Below are 20,255 nucleotides of genomic sequence, written 5' to 3' on the forward strand. Positions count from 1 at the left end.
CCGGGGGCCCGCCCGTGGGCAACCCCCTACCCCCCCCCCCCCCCCCGGGCCCCCCCCCGCGGGGGGCCCCCCCCCCCCCCGCGCGGGGGGGGGGGGGGGGGGCCCCCCGGCCCCCCCGCCTCCCGTCCGTCCGGTGGTCACGACCTACGACCGCGTGGCGTGCCGATCCGGGCATGGCGTGCCGATCCGCGCGTGGCGTGCCGATCCGCGCGAAGGAGACACGGCGGAACGGCCTTCGATGCGCGGATCGGCTTCCTACTCCACGGGCGATGGGTCGGAACGATCGGGACGGTCGCGGTCGACGCCGTCCCAGAGGTCCGCGCAGTCGACACCGACGACGCCGTCACGCCGGAGCCAGGCGCCGGCGACGCGGTCCGTCGGGTCGGACGTGACCGCCTCGACGAGCGCAGCGCGGTGGGCGGGACCGACCAGCACCGGGTGGCCGGGACGGCCACCGAAGACCGCGCGGCACAGCACGTCCGGGCCGTCGACCCTCGCCAGGACCCGCCGGACGACCGCGACCGGCAGCGTCGGCAGGTCGACGAGCGAGACGCACGCCACGGTCTCCCCGTCGAGCGCCCGGAGCCCGGCGGCGAGCGAGGCACCGGGCCCGGTGGCCCAGTCCGGGGCGACGACGGTCCGCACACCCACGTGGTCCGGCACGGAGTCCCGGGCGGTCCCGGCGGCGGCGCCGAGGACCACCACGACCTCGCTGCACCCACCGTCGAGCAGTGCCCGGGTGCCCAGTTCGACCCACGGGGTGTCGTCCGCCGCGCGCACCAGCGCCTTCGGCATCCCCATCCGCCGCCCGGCACCTGCGGCCAGCAGGACCCCGGTCACCGGCAGCCGCACGTCGGGCCCTCGATCAGACGAACGCCGGCACCGACGCCCACGCTGCCGGGGCCTCGGCGACACCGTCGCGGACGACCGTGCCGGAGATCAGGCCGTAGGGGCGGTCCGCCGCGAAGAACACCTCGCCCGGGTTCTCGAGGCCGAACGGGGACAGGTCGACCAGGAAGTGGTGCTTGTTCGGCATCGAGAAGCGGACCTCGGCGATCTCGGGGAACGTCTCGATCGCCGCACGGCCCATCGCGAACAGGGTCTGCTGCAGGGCGAGCGAGTGCAGGTCCGCGAAGGTCGCGAGCATCCGGTCGAGCACCCCGGTGTACACCGCGTCGTAGTCGATCCCGGCGGCGACCGCCTCCGGCGTGTAGCGCCAGCGCGCGGTGACCGACGTCGCCAGGATCCGGTCGTCGGTCTCCACCAGCGTCGTGTAGCCGTCGCGGGGGAAGCCGTGGAACTCGCTGCCGGTGCTCTTCAGGACGGTCAGGTCGGTCACGCCCGCGAGCACGTGCACGTCGTCACCGTCGACCTGCACCACCGCGGTCCGGGTCCCCCGACCGGAGCGGACGAAGGAGTGGTCGTGCTCCCGGCCGTCGACCGCGATGCGCTCCCACGCGTGCTGCTCGGCGGACAGCGTCGACCCGTCGTACCAGTCGAACGCGGTCGCGAAGTGCCGGCCGAGGCGGAGCAGGAACTCCTCGGGCGTGCCCACCCCGTGCTCCTTCGCGAACGCGTAGACGGTGTTCTTCTGCGTGTCCGTCGCGACGACCTTGGCGTTGTCGCCCTCGGTGTACGACTCGGCGAGCGCCGCCCCGCGCAGCTGGGTCGTGACCGTCAGGTCCTCGATCTCGTGGCGGTCGGTGTCGCGGGTGACGCGCACGAGCCGGACCTCGGCCTTGCCGTACTGGTTCGCACCGAGGCGGACGGAGGTGGTGACGGGGGCGGTGGTGTCCTGCACGGTGGGCGCTGCGGTGGTGTCCATGCGGCGACGATGACACCCGAGTGTTTCGGTGGTGGGTCGAACACGTCACGAGCTGCGTCCACGCACCGCGTCCGGTCGTGACGCGGGCGTCGCTCCCCCGTAACGACGCGGAAACACCAGTTCCCTAGCGTTGCGGCCACGAACCGATCCGACTGAGGAGGCACCGTGGCGCGCAGCACCGCTCCCGAGGCGTCCTCGGCGTGGAACCGCGGGATGATCGCGCACGGCCGACGGCCGGGCGACACCGTCGTCACCCGCCCCGCCACCCCGATCGGACCCCTGCATGGACCTCGTCACCGTCCGCACCCTGCGGACACCGTCGCACCGCGACGACCTCGCGCTCGCCCCCGGTGAGCAGCCCCTCGCGGGCGGCACCTGGCTGTACTCCGAGGAGCAGCCCGGCACGACCGGTCTCGTCGACCTGACGGGCCTCGGCTGGCCGGACGCCGAGCGCACCCCGGACGGACTGCGCCTCGGCGCGACGTGCACGATCGCCGCGCTGCTGCGGCTCGACCCCGAGCCCGGATGGCGTGCCTGGCCGCTCGTCGACCGGTGCGCGAACGCCCTGCTCGCGTCGTTCAAGGTGTGGAACGCGGCGACCGTGGGCGGGAACGTGGTGACCGCGCTGCCCGCGGGTGCGATCACGGCGCTGCTGGTGACCCTCGACGCGACCGCGGTCGTCTGGACGCCGGACGGCGGGGAGCGTCGCCTGCCCGTCGCCGACCTCGTCACCGGGGTCCGCACCACGGCCCTCACCGCCGGCGAGGTGGTCCGGGCGTTCGACCTGCCCGCGTCGGCGCTCGCGAGCACCACCGGGTTCCGCCGGGTGTCGCTCAGCCCGCACGGGCGCACCGGGACGCTCGTCACCGCACGACGGGACGCCGACGGCTTCGTGCTCGTGGTCACCGGTGGGACCCCTCGGCCGCTCGTGCTGGGGTGGGACGCGGTGCCGACGGCGGCCGAGGTCGACACGGTGCTCGCCGCTCACGACGACTGGTACGACGACCCGCACGGCTCCCCGGCCTGGCGCCGCTCGGTGTCCCGCCGCTTCGCCGGCGAACTCGTCGCCGAGACCGGCGGGCCGGGTGCCGAGGCCGGCGGGCCGGGCTCCGCTGCTCCGGACGGGGGCGCACGATGAAGGTCACGGTCGACGGCACACCCCTCGAGACGGACCCGCAGCCGGGCCAGGTCCTGCGCACGCTGCTCCGGGAGCACGGGGTCACCAGCGTCAAGAAGGGCTGCGACGCCGGGGACTGCGGCGCGTGCTCGGTCCTGCTCGACGGCACGCCGGTGCACTCCTGCATCACGCCGGCACACCGGGTGGCGGGGCGCACGGTGACGACGGCCGCGGGACTCGGCACTCCCGACGACCCGCACCCCGTGCAGCGGGCCTTCGCCGAGGCCCCCGGGTTCCAGTGCGGCTTCTGCACGGCCGGGTACGTCGTCACCGCGTCCGCGCTCGACGACGACCGGCTTGCCGACCGGCACCGTTCGCTCAAGGGCAACCTCTGCCGGTGCACGGGGTACCGGGCGATCGAGGACGCCCTGGACGGTGTGCGCAACACCGAGTGCGCGAGCGCCGGTGCGGCCGTCGGGACCTCGGTCGCGGCCCCCGCGGCGATGCGCATCGTCACCGGCAGCGAGGAGTACACGCTCGACGTCCGCCGGACCGAGGGGCTCCTGCACCTCGCGGTCCTCGGCAGCCCGCACCCGCACGCCCGCATCGTGTCGATCGACACGAGCGCGGCCGAGGCGCTGCCCGGCGTGCACCTCGTGCTCACCCACCACGACGACCCCGGCGTGCTGTTCTCGACCGGTCGCCACGACTCCCGGCTCGACGACCCCGACGACACCCGGGTGTTCGACCGTGTCCTGCGGTTCCGCGGCCAGCGCGTCGCTGCCGTCGTCGCCGACAGCGTCCGGGTCGCCGAGCAGGCGTGCGCGCTGCTGCGGGTCGAGTACGAGGTGCTCCCGAGCGTGCACGACGTCGACGCCGCGCGCGACCCGGGCGCTCCCCTGCTGCACGGCGACAAGACGACCGCGGAGCACCGCATCGCCGAGCCCGACCGCAACGTGGTCGCGGCCCTGCACGGCGAGACGGGCGACGTCGAGGCCGCGTTGGCATCAGCCGCGGCGACGGTCGAGGGCACCTGGACCACGGGTCGCGTCTCCCACGCGGCGCTCGAGACGCACGCCACCCGCGGTTCGCTGGACCGGGACGGGAGGCTCGTGCTGCGGACCGCCACGCAGGTCCCGTTCCTGGTCCGCGACGAGATCGCACACGTCTTCGGTCTCGACCCCTCGCGTGTGCGGGTGGTCGCCGGACGCGTCGGCGGGGGCTTCGGCGGCAAGCAGGAGATGCTCACCGAGGACCTCGTCACCCTCGCCGTGCTGCGCACCGGTCGGAGCGTGCAGTACGAGTTCAGCCGGCGCGACGAGTTCACGATCGCGCCGACGCGGCACCCGATGCGCGTGCGGGTCCGACTCGGGGCGGACGCCTCGGGTCGCCTGACCGCGATGCACGTCGACCAGGTGATGGACACCGGCGCGTACGGGAACCACGGCGTCGGCGTCATGTTCCACTCGGTCAGCGAGTCGGTCGCCGTGTACCGCTGCCCGTCGAAGCGGGTCGACGCCGAGTCGGTCTACACGAACAACCTGCCGTCGGGGGCGTTCCGTGGGTACGGCCTCGGTCAGGTGGTGTTCGCGATCGAGTCCGCGATGGACGAGCTCGCGCACCGCCTCGACCTCGACCCGTTCGCGCTCCGGCGCCGGAACGTCGTCGTGCCGGGCGACCCCCTCGTCGTGACCGACCCCGACGAGCAGGACGACCTGCGGTGGGAGGGCAGCTACGGGCTCGACCAGTGCCTCGACCTGGTGGAGGACGCCCTGCGTGCCCCGCTGCCGGAGGTCCCGGCGATGGACGGCCCCGTGCTCGACGACTCCGGCGACTGGGCCCACGGGACCGGGATCGCCCTCGCCGCGATCGCCACGATGCCGCCGCGCGGGCACCACGCACACGCGACCGTCGAGGCCACGGCGGACGGGCGGTACCGCATCGGCGTCGGCACGGCCGAGTTCGGCAACGGCACGACGACCGTGCACACCCAGCTCGTCGCGACCGCGCTCGGCACGACGCCGGACCGGGTCGACGTGCACCAGTCCGACACCGACGCCGCGCGGTACGACACCGGGGCGTTCGGCTCCGCCGGGGTGGTCGTCGCGGGCAAGGCCCTGTTCGCCGCGGCGGAGGACCTCCGGGACCAGCTGACCGCCCGGGCGCTCCGGATCGTGGCGCACCGCACGCCCCGGAACGCCGTCGGCCCGCTCGGTCCGGCGGTCGAGGTCCTGCCGGACGTCGTCCGCGTCGGCGACGAGGTCGTCCCCCACGCCGAGCTGCTCGCCGAGGGGCCGCTCGTCGCCCACGGCAGCCACGACGGCACCCCGCGGTCGCTCGCGTTCACGGTGCACGGGGCCCGGGTCGCGGTGCACCGGCCGACCGGCGAGGTCCGGGTGCTCCACAGCGTGCAGGCCGTCGACGCCGGCACGGTCCTCAACCCCGAGCAGCTGCGCGGGCAGGTCGAGGGCGGCGCCGCGCAGGCGATCGGGTCGACGCTGTACGAGGAGGTCGTGCTCGACGACACCGGCCGCGTGACCACCGACGCCTTCCGGTCGTACCGGGTGCCGAAGATCTCCGACGTGCCCCGCACCGAGGTCCGCTTCGCCGTCACGCACGACCCGCTCGGGCCGCTCGGCGCGAAGTCGATGAGCGAGGCCCCGTACAACCCCGTCGCGCCCGCCGTGGCGAACGCCGTCCGGGACGCGATCGGCGTCCGACCGTACCGGCTGCCGATGACCCGCGACCGCGTCTGGGCGCTGTTGCAGGGGGCCGGGACCGACGCCGGAGGTGCGTGATGTTCGAACTGGCACCGCGCCTCCTGGCCGTCCTCGACACGGGCGCACCGGTCGTCGTCGCGACGGCGGTCTCGATGACGGGCAGCGCACCGAGCGGGGTCGGGACCTCGATGGCCGTGCTGCCGGGCGGACAGGTCGTCGGCACGATCTCGGGCGGCTGCGTCGAGGGCTCGCTGTTCCTCACCGCCGAGCGGGTGGCCGAGACCGGCGAGCCGGTGCTCGAGCGGTTCGGCTTCGACGACGACCCGGACGATCCCGACGCCGTGTGGGCGCCGGCGCTCCGGTGCGGAGGTCGCGTCGAGGTGCTCGTCCACCGGGTGACGGCGGACGACCTCCCGCTCGTCGGTGCCCTCCGTGACGCTGCGGCCGGCCTGCCGACGTCGCTCGCCCTGTCGCTGGAGCCGGGGACGCTGGGCGCCGTCGTCACCGCTCCGGACGGCTGTCGCGACCGGGTCTTCGTCGAGCGCGGCGACCACCGTCCCCGCTGCATCGTCGTCGGTGCCGTCGAGACCGCCGTCGCGGTGACGAACGCCGCCGCCGTGCTCGGCTACGCGGTGACCGTGGTCGACCCCCGCCCGGTGTTCCTCACCGACGAGCGCTTCCCCGCTGCCGACCAGCGGATCGTGGGCTGGCCGACCAGGGTGCTCGAGGGCCTGCAGGTGGACGGGACGACCGCGGTGGTGGTGCTCGCGCACGACGACCGCTTCGACGCCGAGGTGATCGACCAGGCGCTCCGCCGCGGTGCCGGGTACGTCGGCGCGATGGGCTCCCGGTCGACCCACGAGCGACGCACGGAGGTCCTCCGCGCGATGGGCACGCCGGACCTCGACCGGCTCCGCTCCCCGATCGGGCTCGACATCGGTGCGCGGACCCCGGCCGAGGTGGCGCTGTCGATCGTGGCCGAGGTCGTCGCCGTGCGCCGCGGTGCTTCTGGAGGTGCGCTCACCGACGGATCCGGCCCGATCCACCGCGTCCCCGCGCGGGTCCCCTGACGCGAGGCATCGAGGGCATCGAGCGCGTCGTGTGTGTGCGCGTCGAACCACGCTCCCGACACGGAACCAGGGGCGGCGCCTGGTTCGACGTCGCATCAGGGGTTCGACGCGACCGGCCCGCGAGACGCCCCCACGCTCGCGGGACGCCGCCGGATGTGCCGGCGTCTCGGCGGAACCGAGGCGCTTCGGCACGACACCGGCGTGTCGGCACGACACCGGCGCCGCCGGCGCGTCCTCGCGCTCAGACGACGGACGGCGTCCGGGCGAGCCGCTCCCCGAGCCGGGCGGCGACCTCGCGCTCGTCGCCGGTGACGAGCCGGAAGTCACGGACGACCACGCGCCCACCGACCACCACGTGCCGCGGCCGTCGCCCCGGGGAGGCCCAGAGGAGTCCCGCGACCGGGTCCGCGACGCCGGCGTCGGCGACACCCGAGACGTCCCACACGCACAGGTCGCCTGCTGTCCCCTCGCCGAGGTGCCCGAGCTCCGGCCGGCCGAGACCCGCGGCCGACCCCTCCGTCATCATCCCGAGCACCTGACGCGCGGGCAGCTGCGGCCCGACGAGCGCGGACACCTGCATCGCCAGACGCCCGTCCGCCAGCAGGTGTCCGGCGTCGTTGCTGCCCCCACCGCTCGTGCCCAGACCGACCGGGATCCTGGCCGCCGCGAGCCTGCTCACCGGGGCGATCCCCCATCCCATCGGCACGTCGCACCCGGGTGCGTGCGTCGCAGTCACCCCCGCCGCTCCGAGCCGGGCGATCTCGTCGTCCGTCACGTCGCAGAGGTGCGCGATGGTGACGTCCGGCGCGAGCCAGCCCCACTCCTCGAGCAGGTCGAGCGGGCGTCGGCCGTACCGCTCGAGCGCGATGGCGGTGTCGACCTGCTCGTTCGCCTGGGTGCGACGACGGAGCCCGTGCCGCGCGGCGACCTCGCCGAGTGCCCGGAAGGTTGCCTCGCCGTCGGAGTGCACGCCGGCCGGCCCCACGGCGAGCTGGAGTCCGCCGTCCGGGTCGACCCCGCCCACCGCCCGTTCGTGCAGCAGTCCGGTGGCGATCGCGTCCGCCGACGCCGCGGCACGCTCCGGGTCGTCCCGCGCCGACCCGCGCACGAACACGAGCCGTCCACCGATTCCTCGCACGGCGTCGACGGTCGCCGCGGCGAGCGCCACGGTGTCGTCCGTCGTGGCGTCCGCGGGCCAGTTCAGGTGGTGGTCGGCGACGGTCGTGACGCCGGACAGGAGGCCCTCCGCCGCTCCGGCAGCCGCCGCCAGCCCGTAGAGCTCGGGATCGTGCCCCACCCGGCCGTACGCCGCCGCCATCGTCGGCAGCCAGTCGGCCATCGGCACGCCGCGGGTGCCGGGGAGGGTGCGGAAGGCGGTCTGCAGCAGGTGGTGGTGCGCGTTGACGAGGCCCGGCGTCACGACGCAGCCGGACGCGTCGAGCGTGGTGGCGAGGTCGCAGCCGTCGTCGAGGACGACGTCGCCCACCCGTTCGGTGCGGGGGTCGACGAGGACACGGCGGGCACCGGTGACGGTCAGCATGCGACGGATTCTGGCAGCCGACTGTTTCCGGTGCGTGACGACGGCGCACGCGGTCTCACGGACCGCGCCCGTTCCGGTCGTGCCCACCGCGACCAGCACGGTCAGCGTCGCGGTACCGCGGAACCACCGGTTCGGAGGAGGACCCGATGCGGGGAGGTTCGGTACACGTCCGTCGTCAGCTGTTGCTCGAACCACAGCGCTGCAAGCGCAGCCGCGTCCGGCGCACTGCGTCCCCGGACGTCGGTGATCAGCTGAACCGGCGCATCGGGTCCGCCGTGCCCGTCGTCGACGACGCCGGTGGTGCCCCACCAGGCACGGAGCGACGATGCGCGGTGCCCGTCGTGGCGGCAGAGCACCCAGAGCGTCGTGTGCGAGCCGGTCGTGCCCGGCACGTCGATGGACACCGCGAGCGGGTCGATCATCGTCTCGACCGTCGTGTCGTCCGGCGTCACATCCGTGTTCCACGTCCCCGCGGACTCACGGAGTGGGACGAGGAATCCCTGGCAGAACGCATCGTGCAGGGGGTACTCACCCTCTGCGAACCAGCCGGGTCGCTGAGCCCCTGACACTTTCACCGCACGCCCCGCTCCCGGTCCCGACCCGATGGTGCAGGGGATGCCCTGCTCGTCCCGATCGGCGACGGGGAGCGGACCCGGGTGCGGTTCGACGGGTCCGGGCCCGCGACGCCTCGCCCATCTCCGCATGCGTCGAGGATCACACGTTCCGGCGAAGCCGCGAGCATCGTCCGGGAAACCCCGCGGTGACGCCCGCGAAACACGGGCACCCTAGGTTCGCCCCATGACGCAGACCCTGATCCGCGCCGGCTGGGTGCTCACCGCCGCACCGGACGACTCCTCGACGCCCGCGGCGATCCGCGACGGCGCCGTCCTGCTCGACGGGGAGCGCATCGCCGCCGTCGGCACCTTCGCCGAGCTGTCCGCCGCACACCCCGACGCTCCGGTCCGCGGGGGTGCGTACGACATCGTCACGCCGGGCTTCGTGAACACGCACGGCCACTTCAGCGAGGGGCTCGTCACGGGCATCGGCTCGCAGTACACGCTGTGGGAGTGGCTCACCGCGCTGATCGGCCGCGTCAACCCCGTGATGACCCGCGAGAAGGCGTACGCCGGCACGGTGCTGCAGGGCATCCAGCTGCTGCGGAGCGGCGTCACGACCGCGAACGACATGTTCTGCGCGGACCCGATGCCCGACGAACCGGCCACACCCGGTGTCGTCCAGGCGCTCGAGGACCTCGGACTGCGCGGTGTCGTGTCCTTCGGGTCCGGCGACGTCGACCGTGACTTCGGCGCGTCGCCGATCCTCGAGGAGTTCGAGGCGCTCCGCGAGGCCGCCGACGCCAGCCGCTACAGCACGTTCCGGGTCGGCGTCTCGTCGATCGGCCGCTACACCGACGACACCTGGCAGGAGCACGTCGACTACGCGGTCGCCGGCGGCCACGGCGTGCACGTGCACTTCCACGAGGTGCGTGAGGAGGTCACGGCCGCGCGGCAGCGCACCGGGCGGACGGCGATCGGCCACGCCGAGGCGACGGGCATGTTCCAGGTCCCGGTGATCGCCGCGCACAGCGTCTGGGTCGATCGCGAGGACCGGGAGCGCTACGCCGCGAACGGCGTCGGGGTCGCCCACAACCCGGTCGCGAACGGCATCCTGGCGAGCGGCATCGCGCCGGTCGCCGAGCTCCGGGCGCTCGGTGTCCCGGTCGGCATCGGCGTCGACGGACCGGCGTCGAACGACTCGCAGGACTTCCTGCAGGCGATGAAGACCGCGGCCCTGCTCGCCCGTGTCCGTGACCTGCAGGCCACCGCCATGAGCGCCCGCGAAGCGTTCGAGATGGGCACGCTCGGCGGCGCCCGTGCTCTGCGGATGGAGCGGGAGATCGGGTCGCTCGAGCCGGGCAAGCGCGCGGACTTGGTGGTCTTCGACGGCGACTCCCCGACGCTGGCGAACGTGCACGACCCGTACCAGGCGGTCGTCTTCGTCGCGGGCAGCCGGGAGGTCCGCGACGTATGGGTCGACGGCGAGCGCAGCGTCGCCGACGGCGACGTCACGAAGGTCGACGTCCGCGAGGCGGTGGACCGCGCCCGCCCGCTCGCCCGGCAGCTGGTCGCCGAGGCGGGGCTGGAGCACCTGTCGGCGCTCACCGGAGGTGCGCTCGACGACACCGAGCGTCCCTAGCGGCGCCCACGGTCCGGGTCGGGGACGGACCGGACGGGAGGCGGTGCGCACGTCGTGTGCACCGCCTCCCGTCCGTCACAGCACCGGTCGACGGCCCGTCACAGTTCCAGCACCAGGCGCGGGCAGCCGCGCCGGGCGCGCGAGACGCACACCATCATCGACCGGTCGTCGGCCTGTTCCTCGGGGCTGAGCACGGTGTCCCGGTGCTCCACAGCTCCCTCGAGGACGGGTGTCTCGCAGGTGCCGCACGTGCCCTCGCGGCAGGAGGACAGGACGAAGGCGCCGGCTTCCTCGGCGACCTCGAGCAGCGTCCGGTCGGCCGGCACGGACACGGTGACGCCGGTGACGGCGAGCTCGACCTCGAACGGTTCCCCGGGGGCGTCGACGTCGGCGGCCGGTTCGAACCGCTCGACCCGGACGCTCCCCGCGGGCCAGTGCGCGGCGGCCGCCTCGACCGCGTCCAATAGTCCGCGCGGACCGCAGCAGTACACGACGGCGTCCCGCGGTTCGGCGAGGAGTCCGACGACGTGCAACCGCGGGTGCTCGTCCGCTGCGGCGACGGCGACCCGCTCGGGGTGCGCCGCGACGAGCTCGTCGACGAAGGCCATCCGGCTCCGGCTGCGGCCGGCGTAGTGGAGCTCCCAGGGCGTGCCGGCGCGCTCAGCGGCGTCGATCATCGCCACGAGCGGCGTGATCCCGATGCCGCCGGCGACGAACACCGCGGGCCTGGTCGGGTCGAAGCCGAAGTGGTTCCGCGGTCCGGCTACCACGACCTCGGCCCCCACGGTGAGTCCCTCGTGCACGGCGACCGATCCCCCGCGGCCCTCCGGCTCCCGGAGCACCGCGATGCGCCAGTGCCCCTCGGGCGTGGTCGTGACGAGCGAGTACTGGCGCTCCGTGCCCGACACCACCTCGAGGTCGACGTGCGCCCCGGGCTCCCAGTCGGGCAGCGGTGCACCGTCGGCCGGTGCCAGGTCGAGCGCGACGACGTCGGTCGCGACCTCGCGGCGGGCGGCGACCCGCACACGGCGACGCTCCGGTGCGGCGGTCACGCGACGACTCCGGTGCTCGGGGCCGCGCCGGCGCGTGGGGTCTCCTTGACCACGATCATGTGGAACCGGCTGCCGTCGGCGCTGCACCAGCGGTGCCCGGTGCCGCCGCGGTAGTACGCCGAGTCGCCCGGGCCGAGCCGCAGGGGCTCCTGCCCGCGGAGGTCGAGCAGGACGTCACCCGCGAGCACGGTGAGGAACTCGTCCTCGCGGTGCTCGAACCAGTCGCCGAGGTCCGTGTTCTCACCAGTCCACTCGAGCGGCTCGAAGGCGTGCGGACCGGCGTGCACGAGGAGTCGGGCCTCGCCGCTCGAGAACGGCCCGCGCGCTCCCTCGCCCGCGCGGATGACCTCGGGGTCCCGCACGTCGTGGTCCGGTCGTTCCGGGGCGCCGGCGGCGAGGAGCTCGACCTGGGTGGTCCCGAGCGCGGCGGCGATCTTCTCGAGGGACACCATGCTCGCGCGGGAGTGTCCCCGTTCGACCTGGCTGAGGAACGGGTGCGAGAGCCCGGTCAGCTCGGCGACCTGCACGAGGGTGAGCCGTGCAGCGCGTCTGCGGGCGCGGATGTGCTCCCCGATCCGCTGGGTCTGGTCGTCGACGACGCGGTCGGTCTCGGTGGTGGTACCGGTGCTCACGCGCACTCCTCTCGGCCTGGTGGCGGCACTCCGGTGCGGTCGAGGGCGCGTCCGACGGGCCCCGGTCGGAACCGTCGTTCCGGCCGCCCGGTCCGACCGGGACGGGTGTCACACACGGCAACCGCCTCGAAACGAGAGGGAAACACTGCCGCCCTAGCATCGGAGATGTTGATGCGATCAACATTCTCACACACGATCGGGAGGCCCCGGATGGACCCCACAGCACCCCGCCAGGTCGGGCTCCTGCGGTCCGCACTGCTGCCGGACGGGCGCCTGGTCGACGTCGCGATCGACGACGAGACCGTGAGCCGGGTCGCCCCCGCCGGCTCCCTCACCGCCCCTGCCGGTACCGTGCTCGACCTCGACGGACGCCTGCTGCTCACCGCCCCGGCCGAGCCGCACGCGCACCTCGACAAGGCGTTGAGCGCCGACGCGATCCGCCCGCCGCTCGGTGACCTCGGTGCTGCGATCGCCTCGTGGTCCGCGCACGCCACCACGATGACCGTCGAGGACGTCGCCGACCGGGCACGGACCGCCGCCCTGGCACTGCTCGCCGCCGGCACCACGTCCGTCCGCACCCACGTCGACGTGCTGAGCGGCCGCCGCACCGCCGCGGACGCACCCGCCTCCGTCGAGTCGGCCACCCGCGGCGCCCGCGCCCTCGTGCAGGTCCGCGACGAGCTCGCCGGCCTCATGGACATCGAGCTCGTCGCCCTCGCCGGGCCGCTCGCCCCCGACCACCACGTCGAGGCCGTCCTCGACTGCGGCGTCGACCTGGTCGGCGGAGCCCCGCACCTCGCCGAGGACCCGCTCGCCGACGTCGACCGACTCCTCGCGATCGCCGAGCGGTACGGGGTCGGGGTGGACCTGCACACCGACGAGAGCCTCGACGGACCGGTCACCCTCGACCACTACGCCCGTGCCGTCCTGCGGATGACGCACGGCGAGCGCACCGGCCGGCAGTACTCCGCCGGGCACTGCGTCCGGCTCGGCACGCTCGGCCCGGAGCGCCTGGCCGAGGTCGTCGCCGACGTCGCCGCGGCCGACCTCGGCGTCATCGCGCTGCCGATCACCAACCTGTACCTGCAGGGGTGGCAGCACCCGGTGTCGACCCCGCGGGGACTCACCGCGATCCGCGCCCTGACCGAGGCCGGCGTGCGGGTCGCCGCGGGCGCGGACAACGTCCGCGACCCGTTCAACCCGGTCGGGCGGAGCGACGCCCTCGAGACGGCGAGCCTGCTCGTGTCGGCCGGCCACGTCACACCCGACCAGGCGTACGCGATGGTGAGCGACACCGCCCGGAGCGTGATGGGCCTCCCGACCGCCGGCCCCGTCCCCGGACGGCGGGCCGACCTGCTCGCGATCGCCGCGACGAGCGTCACCGACGCGGTGGCGAACGCTCCGGCCGACCGCATCGTCCTGTCCCGCGGGCGGCTCGTCGCACGCACCGAGGTCCGCACGACCGTCGCCCTCCCGGTGCCCGTCCGCGCGACCGCACCCGTCCCCGCCTGACCCACTCGCCCCACCACCGCGAACCCGTGACCCGAGAACCCGAGGTGCCCGTGACCACCACCGCCCCGCCGCCCGTCACCACGACGGACACGCTGCTCGACTTCCGGAACGTCGAGATGACCTTCCCGAACGGCACCATCGCCCTGCAGGGAGTCGACCTCACCGTCGACCGCGGGCAGTTCGTCTCCGTCGTCGGGCCCTCCGGCTGCGGCAAGTCGACCCTCCTGCGCATCGCCTCCGGCCTCGAGTCGGCGTCCGACGGGTCGGCAGACGTCGCCGCCGACCGCATCGGGTACGTGTTCCAGGACGCGACCCTGCTGCCGTGGCGCACCGTGCAGGGCAACGTCGAGCTCCTCGCCGAGCTCGGGCACGTGTCCAAGGCCGAACGGGCGGCGAAGGCTGCGCGGGCGATCGACCTGGTCGGGCTCGGCGGCTTCGAGACGAACCTGCCGAAGCAGCTGTCCGGCGGCATGCGGATGCGCGTCTCGCTCGCCCGGTCGCTGACGCTCGACCCCGAGCTGTTCCTGTTCGACGAGCCGTTCGGCGCCCTCGACGAGATCACCCGCGAGCGTCTGAACGACGAGCTCCTGCGGCTCTTCGTCGAGCAGCAGTTCGCCGGACTGTTCATCACCCACTCGGTGTCCGAGGCCGTGTACCTGTCCACCGAGGTCGTCGTCATGTCCGGTCGTCCGGGCAGCATCGTCGGCCGGTTCGAGGTGCCGTTCCCGATGCCGCGCGACCCCGACATCCGCTTCACCCCCGAGTTCGCCGAACTGGTCGGCGAGGTCTCGCACGCGCTCCGGGAAGGACACCGCTGATGGTCACCCTGCAGGAGGTCGCCGAGACCCGTGCCGTCCGAGCGGCAGCACGCCGCACCGCACCCCGCTCCCGTCGGAGCGTGTCGTGGTGGCAGCCCGTCGTCGTCCTCGTCGTGCTCGTCGGCATCTGGTACGCCGCGGCCGCCTACTACGACCACGTCCGTGGCCTCGCGTTCCTGGTGCCGTACCCGCACCTCGTCGCGAAGGCGATCGTCGCCCCGACGATGCCCGACGGCTCGCCCTCGACCTTCGGCACCGACCTGTGGTCAGCGCTCGGTCGCACCACCGTCGTGTCCCTCGTCGGCCTCGGGTTCGCGATCGTCATCGGTGTCGTCTGGGCGATGGCGATGGCGCAGGCGAAGTGGCTCGAGCGCTCGCTCTACCCGTACGCGGTGGTGCTGCAGTGCGTGCCGATCCTGGCGCTCGTGCCGCTCATCGGCGCCCTGTTCGGCTACGAGTTCGCCAGCCGGGTCATCGTCACCGTGATGATCGCCCTGTTCCCGATGGTGTCGAACACGCTCTTCGGCCTGCAGTCCGCCGACCGGGCACAGCGCGAGCTCTTCCGGCTGCAGCGGGCGAGCCGGTTCGCCCAGCTCGTGAAGCTGCAGTTCCCCGCGGCGCTGCCGTCGATCTTCGTCGGCCTGCGGACCTCGGCCGGCCTGAGCGTCATCGGTGCGATCGTCGGCGACCAGTTCTTCCAGCGCGGCAACCCCGGGCTCGGCGTCCTCATCCAGGTGACCGCCTCGCGGCTGATGGGACCGGAGCTCTACGCGACGATCATCATCGCCTCGCTGTACGGCGTCGCCGTCTTCCTCGTGTTCGGACTGATCGGCCGCCTGGCGGTCGGTCGCTGGCACGACTTCAGCTGATCCGCATCGCGGCGGTCTCCCCCCCCTGACCGCCGCGATGCGGGTCTCCCGGTTCTCCCTTCCCTCCCCTCACCCGACCCACAGCACCACGAGACCCGCACCACGAACGGAGCCTCCATGCGCACCACCACCCGACTCGGCGTCGCCACCGCAGCCCTCGCGGTGACCGCCCTCGCCCTGACCGGATGCGCCGCCGGCTCGTCCGCCGGCACCGCGGCGTCGAGCGCCAGCGCGAAGACCGCGACCGGTCCCGCGATCGACCTCTCGGGCGTCTGCCCCGCGACGGTCGTCGTCCAGACCGACTGGAACCCCGAGGGCGAACACGGCCACCTGTACGAGATGCTCGGCCCGAACCCCTCGATCGACGCCTCGGGCAAGACCGTCACCGGTGACCTGTACGCCAACGGCAAGAGCACCGGCGTGCAGCTCGAGGTCCGCGCCGGCGGCCCCGCGATCGGCTACACCAAGGTCGCCTCGCAGATGTACCAGGACAAGGACATCACCCTCGGCTACATGTCCACCGACGAGCAGGTGCAGTTCTCCGGCAACCTGCCCACCACCGCCGTCTTCGCCGAGAACGACTCGTCCCCGATGTCGATCATGTGGGACCCGAAGACCTACCCCGACGTGGACTCCATCGAGGACCTCGGCAAGGAGCTCGAGAAGAACGGCGGCGTCGTCCGCTACTTCAACGGCGCCGCGTACATGACGTACCTCGAGCAGTCCGGCATCCTGCCGAAGCAGGTCCTCGACGGCAGCTACGACGGCACCCCGTCGAAGTTCGTCTCCGCCGGCGGCAAGGACGCACAGCAGGGCTTCGCGACCGCCGAGCCGTACATCTACCAGAACCAGGTCGCCGCCTGGGGCAAGAAGGTCGCGTACAAGACCATCTCGAGCACCGGGTGGAACCCCTACCCCGAGGCAATGTCGGTCCGCACCGGCGACCTGTCGGAGCTCACGCCGTGCCTGAAGAAGCTCGTGCCCGTGATGCAGCAGGCCGACGTGGACTACCTGAAGGCACCGGAGGCCACGAACGACCTCATCACCCAGCTCGTGCAGCAGTACAACAACGGCTGGACGTACGACTCGAAGGTCGGGGCGTTCGCAGCGAAGCAGATGGTGGACCTCGGTCTCGCGAAGGACACCGACGGCTACATCGGCTCGATGGACGAGCAGCGCATGCAGGACTTCATCGACAAGGCGAAGCCCGTCTTCGCCGGCACCGGTGACGTGAAGAGCGACCTCGCACCGTCCGACCTGTACACGAACGAGTTCCTCGACAAGTCCATCGGCCTGGGCAACTGACACCGGGTCGGCCGCACGTCCGTCGTGTCGGCCGACCACCCACCGGACGGGAGGCGCGGCACACGTCGTGTGTCGTCCCTCCCGTCCGTCGTCTCCCGCACCACCCACCCCACAGGAGTGAGCATGACCACCGTCACCCCCGCCTCCACCACCGTCGTCTCCGCCGAGGCGCTCGCGGCGCTCCACGCCGACCTCGTCGACCTGCTCGGTGAGCGCGGCGTCAGCGCCGACGAGCGCACCCGAGCCCGCGCCTCCGTCGACGAGGCGACCATGAGCCCCGTCCTCAGCGCGCAGCTGCCGCTGGGACTCGCCGACCTCGTCGCGTACCCGGCGTCCGCGGAGCTCGTCGCCGCCACGCTGGCGGCGGCCGTCCGACACGGTGTCCCGGTCACCACCCGCGGCAAGGGCACCGGCAACTACGGCCAGGGCATCCCGCTGCACGGCGGACTCGTCCTCGACACCTCCCGGGCGCGGGCCGTCGTCGAGGTCGGCGACGGGTGGATCACCGCCGAGGCCGGCGCCTCGATGGTGGCCCTCGAGCAGGCCGCGGCTGCCGCCGGGCAACAGCTCTGGATGTACCCGTCGACCGCGCAGTCCACCATCGGCGGGTTCCTGTCCGGTGGCTCCGGCGGCACCGGCTCGATCGCGCACGGCTCGAACTGGCAGGGGTTCGTCACCGCGCTCGACGTCGCACTGCCCGGCTCGGACGAGCTGCTGCACGTCGAGGGTGACGAGGCGCAGCCGTTCGTGCACACCTACGGCACGGCGGGTGTGATCGCCCGGGCGACCGTCCGGCTCGAGCCGCTGCAGGAGTGGCGCGCGGTGTACGCCTCGTTCCCGACGTTCGAGGACGCGCTCGTCGCGGTGCGGACCCTGCGCGGGCTCGACCCGGTGCCGCGGCTCGTCAGCGCCGACCGGCCGGAGGTCGCGGCCACGCTGCCCTCGGACACGGCAATCCCGGACGACCGGGCGAGCCTGCGCGCGATCATCGACGACGTCGTGCTCGACGAGGCCCGCGCCCTGGTCGAGCAGGCCGGCGGCACCGTGTCCGACGTCCGTGAAGGCCTGCAGCAGACCACCAAGGTGTCGATGCTGTCGTACAACCACCCGATCTGGTGGCTCAAGCGGAACACCCCCGACACCGAGTACTTCCACGTCGAGGTCGGTGGCGAGGCGCTGATCGACCGGATCGCCGAGGTCGAGGCCGTGTACCCGGGCGGGATGCTGCACATCGAGGCGGCACACGTCGGCCCGATCGGCATGCTCACCGCGCCGTACACCGGGGCCGAGGACGTCTACGCCGGGTACCCGGTGCTCCGTGACCTGGGCGTCCGGGTGCACAGTCCGCACCAGTACTACGTCGACCACGGGGTCGAGGAGCTCGTGGCCCTCAAGCGGCGTACCGACCCGGACGGGCTGCTCAACCCCGGGCACGTCATCGATCCGTCGCTCGTGGTGAGTGGTGGCTCGACCGCGTCCGCGCAGCCCGTCGTGCCGGGGTTCGGCAAGTGAGCGACGCGGTGCGCTCGCGTCGGCTGGCGGAGCTGTCGGGACCGGCGGTCGCCGCCGGCTTCGGACCGGACACGATCGTCGTGCAGCCGACCGGGGCCGTCGAGCACCACGGACCGCACCTGCCGCTCGTCACCGACTTCCTGCTCGCCGACCACATCGGTGGCGCGGCCGTCGAGCGTGCCGCTGCCGAGGGCCTCGACGTCTGGCAGTTGCCCGCGCTGGCGTTCACGAAGTCCGACGAGCACAGCTGGGCACCGGGCACCGTGTGGCTCGACGAGTCGACGATGTTCGACACCGCGGTGCAGATCGGTCGGGCCGTCGCGCTGACGGGTGCCGGGTCGCTGGTCTTCGCGAACGGGCACGGCGGGAACGTCGCCCTGCTGCAGGTCGCGCTGCGCGAGATCCGGAAGCGGTACGGGCTGAAGACGTTCCTGATGCCGACGCTCGCGCGGATGCCCGGCCCCTCGGGCGAGGACGCCGACGAGCGCGGGCTCGGGATCCACGGCGGAGCGGCGGAGACGTCGATGATCCTGCACCTGCGTCCCGACCTGGTGGACATGTCGCTCGCGGAGCGGTGGGTACCGGACCACCTGGCGGAGTTCTCGCGGATCCGGTTCAACGGCGGTCCGGTGTCCTTCGGGTGGCTGTCGAACGACTTCGGCACGCCGGGGGTCGTCGGGGATGCGAGCCGGGCGACCGCGGCCTACGGGCGGGCGCTGTGGGACCTGTCGCTCGACGAGGCCGTGGCGTCCCTGCACGAGATCGCCCGGTTCGACCCGGCGGTCGCGAAGCCGTCGGTCGGTGCCGCCGGCGCGGGCGCCGTGCGTGCCTCTGGTGCTGGTACTGCCGGTCCGCTCGCGCCGGACGTGGTGGCGGTGCCGTGACCGTGCTGCCGGGGCAGGCGGCGGCTGCGGCCGACGACGCTGCCGCTGCCCCGGCGGACCCGCTCGTCCTGGCGGCGTCGTGGCTGCCGTCCGCGGAGGACGGCCCCGGTCCGACGATGACCCTGTCCACGGTCGGCCTCGACGGCTACCCGTCCGCTCGGACCGTGCTGCTGTCACGCTTCGACGGGCACCGACTGCACTTCCACACCGACCGCCGGAGTCGCAAGGCCGCCGAGCTCGCCGCACTCCCCCGTGCCGCCGTCACCCTCGTCTGGCCCGAGGCCGCCCGGCAGCTCGTGGTCGTCGGCGACGTGGCACCCGTCACCGACGCCGAGGCCCGTACCGCCTACGTCGCCCGGACCCGGTACCTGCAGGTGCTCGCATGGGTGAACGACCACGCGGCCGCCGCGGAAACCCCCGTGCGCCGTCGGGAGCGCTGGGCGGCGTTCGAGCGCGAGCGGCCGGGCGGGGACCTGGAGCCGCCGTCGACGTGGGCCGGGTTCGCCCTCACACCGGTGCGCATGCTGTTCTGGCGAGGCGCGACCGATGCCGCGAGCAACCGGCTCGCCTACGAGCGCCACTCGGACGGCTCGTGGGCGCAGGAGTCCTGGCCGGGCTGACCTGCCAGCAGAGCGCTCCCGTGCCGGTACCGAACCACGTTCCCGACGTCGAACCAGGTCACGCTCCTGGTTCGATGTCGGGAACGGAGTTCGACGTGCGATCTCCGGAGGGTCGAGCGGGCGTTCGACGTCACGACCGGCCGCGTGGACGCAGCGTGATCTCACGGATCGTCGCCGACACCGCGGAGGGGTCATCGGCCGAGGTCTGCACCGAACACGACCACTCGACCGGCTTCGTCGTGACCCCGTGCTCCTCGCGCTGCACCGACGACTCGCCGGTGACGGAGGCCGTGGCCATCTCGCTCGGGCCGCCCTGACCGCGCTCGACACTCGTCGAACGGGTGTCCACGACCTTCCACGGGGTCGTCCCGTACTCGTCCCGCCACCACGCGACGATGGCCGGTCCGACCTTCGTCTCGCACGCCGCCCGCGCGACCCCGTCGAACGCGGTCTGCTGCCGGGTGCACCCGGTGAGCGCGACGAGGACGACCACGACGGCCGTGGCCGCGACGGTGCGGGTCCTCATGCCCTCATGGTGCCGGACGCCGCGCCGCCCGTACAGCCCCGGGGACGCCTGAGCGCG

General features: G+C 73.6%; 18 protein-coding genes. 11 read left to right on the forward strand and 7 right to left on the reverse strand.

From position 1 onward, the window contains the following. Nucleotides 1-255 precede the first annotated feature (255 nt). Both ABIC52_RS14990 and pucL read right to left on the reverse strand, forming a co-directional pair. On the reverse strand, nt 256-852 hold the full coding sequence (locus ABIC52_RS14990) for a nucleotidyltransferase family protein (RefSeq protein WP_354027700.1): 597 nt from the start codon (nt 850-852) through the stop codon (nt 256-258). Nucleotides 853-865: 13 nt separating this feature from the next. Then, nucleotides 866-1,825 carry a factor-independent urate hydroxylase gene (gene pucL, locus ABIC52_RS14995; RefSeq protein WP_126892503.1) on the reverse strand — a complete coding sequence of 320 codons (960 nt, stop codon included), beginning with the start codon at nt 1,823-1,825 and terminating at the stop codon, nt 866-868. Nucleotides 1,826-2,108: 283 nt separating this feature from the next. On the opposite strand from pucL, the gene ABIC52_RS15000 reads away from it, so the two are divergent. From ABIC52_RS15000 to ABIC52_RS15010, 3 genes are read left to right on the forward strand one after another with little or no spacing between them, the layout of a single operon-like run. Further along, nucleotides 2,109-2,963 (forward strand): FAD binding domain-containing protein, encoded by an 855-nt coding sequence (locus tag ABIC52_RS15000; protein ID WP_354027701.1) that lies wholly within the window; start codon nt 2,109-2,111, stop codon nt 2,961-2,963. Beyond that, a complete protein-coding gene (locus tag ABIC52_RS15005) occupies nt 2,960-5,740 on the forward strand; it encodes a molybdopterin-dependent oxidoreductase (protein WP_354027702.1) in 2,781 nt (926 codons plus the stop codon). The genes ABIC52_RS15000 and ABIC52_RS15005 overlap by 4 nt, the downstream gene beginning before the upstream one ends. Continuing rightward, nucleotides 5,740-6,732, forward strand: coding sequence for an XdhC family protein (locus tag ABIC52_RS15010; protein ID WP_354027703.1), 993 nt, complete (start codon nt 5,740-5,742; stop codon nt 6,730-6,732). The genes ABIC52_RS15005 and ABIC52_RS15010 overlap by 1 nt, the downstream gene beginning before the upstream one ends. A 241-nt stretch (nt 6,733-6,973) precedes the next feature. Here ABIC52_RS15010 and ABIC52_RS15015 read toward each other — a convergent pair whose 3' ends face one another. Continuing rightward, nucleotides 6,974-8,272: an amidohydrolase family protein gene (locus ABIC52_RS15015; RefSeq protein WP_126891899.1), complete on the reverse strand. Its 1,299-nt coding sequence runs from the start codon at nt 8,270-8,272 to the stop codon at nt 6,974-6,976. Nucleotides 8,273-8,373: 101 nt separating this feature from the next. After that, a complete protein-coding gene (locus tag ABIC52_RS15020) occupies nt 8,374-8,724 on the reverse strand; it encodes a hypothetical protein (protein WP_354027704.1) in 351 nt (116 codons plus the stop codon). 346 nt (nt 8,725-9,070) lie between these two features. Between ABIC52_RS15020 and ABIC52_RS15025 the strand changes: the two genes are divergently transcribed. Then, nucleotides 9,071-10,468 carry an amidohydrolase family protein gene (locus ABIC52_RS15025; RefSeq protein ID WP_354027705.1) on the forward strand — a complete coding sequence of 466 codons (1,398 nt, stop codon included), beginning with the start codon at nt 9,071-9,073 and terminating at the stop codon, nt 10,466-10,468. 98 nt (nt 10,469-10,566) lie between these two features. On the opposite strand, the gene ABIC52_RS15030 is transcribed toward ABIC52_RS15025, so the two are convergent. Continuing rightward, nucleotides 10,567-11,520 (reverse strand): PDR/VanB family oxidoreductase, encoded by a 954-nt coding sequence (locus ABIC52_RS15030; RefSeq protein WP_354027706.1) that lies wholly within the window; start codon nt 11,518-11,520, stop codon nt 10,567-10,569. Continuing rightward, nucleotides 11,517-12,152: a helix-turn-helix domain-containing protein gene (locus ABIC52_RS15035; protein ID WP_174234738.1), complete on the reverse strand. Its 636-nt coding sequence runs from the start codon at nt 12,150-12,152 to the stop codon at nt 11,517-11,519. The genes ABIC52_RS15030 and ABIC52_RS15035 overlap by 4 nt, the downstream gene beginning before the upstream one ends. 210 nt (nt 12,153-12,362) lie before the next feature. Here ABIC52_RS15035 and ABIC52_RS15040 point away from each other — a divergent pair, with 210 nt between their 5' ends. From ABIC52_RS15040 to ABIC52_RS15070, 7 genes are all read left to right on the forward strand, one after another. Then, a complete protein-coding gene (locus tag ABIC52_RS15040) occupies nt 12,363-13,664 on the forward strand; it encodes an amidohydrolase family protein (protein ID WP_354027707.1) in 1,302 nt (433 codons plus the stop codon). A gap of 50 nt (nt 13,665-13,714) precedes the next feature. Next, nucleotides 13,715-14,482 (forward strand): ABC transporter ATP-binding protein, encoded by a 768-nt coding sequence (locus ABIC52_RS15045; RefSeq protein WP_354027708.1) that lies wholly within the window; start codon nt 13,715-13,717, stop codon nt 14,480-14,482. Continuing rightward, a complete protein-coding gene (locus ABIC52_RS15050; protein ID WP_354027709.1) occupies nt 14,482-15,351 on the forward strand; it encodes an ABC transporter permease in 870 nt (289 codons plus the stop codon). The genes ABIC52_RS15045 and ABIC52_RS15050 overlap by 1 nt, the downstream gene beginning before the upstream one ends. Before the next feature lie 117 nt (nt 15,352-15,468). Continuing rightward, nucleotides 15,469-16,656, forward strand: coding sequence for an ABC transporter substrate-binding protein (locus tag ABIC52_RS15055; RefSeq protein ID WP_354027710.1), 1,188 nt, complete (start codon nt 15,469-15,471; stop codon nt 16,654-16,656). A 123-nt stretch (nt 16,657-16,779) separates the two neighbouring features. Further along, a complete protein-coding gene (locus tag ABIC52_RS15060) occupies nt 16,780-18,168 on the forward strand; it encodes an FAD-binding oxidoreductase (RefSeq protein ID WP_354027711.1) in 1,389 nt (462 codons plus the stop codon). Continuing rightward, entirely contained in the window at nt 18,165-19,052 is an 888-nt protein-coding gene (locus tag ABIC52_RS15065) for a creatininase family protein (protein ID WP_354027712.1), read from the forward strand. Before ABIC52_RS15060 ends, ABIC52_RS15065 begins: the two co-directional genes overlap by 4 nt. After that, nucleotides 19,049-19,672, forward strand: coding sequence for a pyridoxine/pyridoxamine 5'-phosphate oxidase (locus tag ABIC52_RS15070; protein ID WP_354027713.1), 624 nt, complete (start codon nt 19,049-19,051; stop codon nt 19,670-19,672). The genes ABIC52_RS15065 and ABIC52_RS15070 overlap by 4 nt, the downstream gene beginning before the upstream one ends. Nucleotides 19,673-19,802: 130 nt before the next feature. Here ABIC52_RS15070 and ABIC52_RS15075 read toward each other — a convergent pair whose 3' ends face one another. Further along, on the reverse strand, nt 19,803-20,198 hold the full coding sequence (locus ABIC52_RS15075) for a hypothetical protein (RefSeq protein ID WP_354027714.1): 396 nt from the start codon (nt 20,196-20,198) through the stop codon (nt 19,803-19,805). Between the last annotated feature and the right edge of the window lie 57 nt (nt 20,199-20,255).

It is taken from the genome of Curtobacterium oceanosedimentum, assembly GCF_040545555.1.
In the GTDB taxonomy this organism is placed as follows: Bacteria; Actinomycetota; Actinomycetes; order Actinomycetales; family Microbacteriaceae; genus Curtobacterium.

Excerpts from the sequence above, each read along its gene's own strand:
- ABIC52_RS15050 (WP_354027709.1), top strand. The coding sequence starts at position 14,482 with ATGGTCACCCTGCAGGAGGTCGCCGAGACCCGTGCCGTCCGAGCGGCA.
- ABIC52_RS15055 (WP_354027710.1), top strand. The coding sequence starts at position 15,469 with ATGCGCACCACCACCCGACTCGGCGTCGCCACCGCAGCCCTCGCGGTG.
- ABIC52_RS15040 (WP_354027707.1), top strand. The coding sequence starts at position 12,363 with ATGGACCCCACAGCACCCCGCCAGGTCGGGCTCCTGCGGTCCGCACTG.
- ABIC52_RS15025 (WP_354027705.1), top strand. The coding sequence starts at position 9,071 with ATGACGCAGACCCTGATCCGCGCCGGCTGGGTGCTCACCGCCGCACCG.
- ABIC52_RS15015 (WP_126891899.1), bottom strand. The coding sequence starts at position 8,272 with ATGCTGACCGTCACCGGTGCCCGCCGTGTCCTCGTCGACCCCCGCACC.
- ABIC52_RS15010 (WP_354027703.1), top strand. The coding sequence starts at position 5,740 with ATGTTCGAACTGGCACCGCGCCTCCTGGCCGTCCTCGACACGGGCGCA.
- ABIC52_RS15075 (WP_354027714.1), bottom strand. The coding sequence starts at position 20,198 with ATGAGGACCCGCACCGTCGCGGCCACGGCCGTCGTGGTCGTCCTCGTC.
- ABIC52_RS15005 (WP_354027702.1), top strand. The coding sequence starts at position 2,960 with ATGAAGGTCACGGTCGACGGCACACCCCTCGAGACGGACCCGCAGCCG.
- ABIC52_RS15000 (WP_354027701.1), top strand. The coding sequence starts at position 2,109 with ATGGACCTCGTCACCGTCCGCACCCTGCGGACACCGTCGCACCGCGAC.
- pucL (WP_126892503.1), bottom strand. The coding sequence starts at position 1,825 with ATGGACACCACCGCAGCGCCCACCGTGCAGGACACCACCGCCCCCGTC.
- ABIC52_RS15060 (WP_354027711.1), top strand. The coding sequence starts at position 16,780 with ATGACCACCGTCACCCCCGCCTCCACCACCGTCGTCTCCGCCGAGGCG.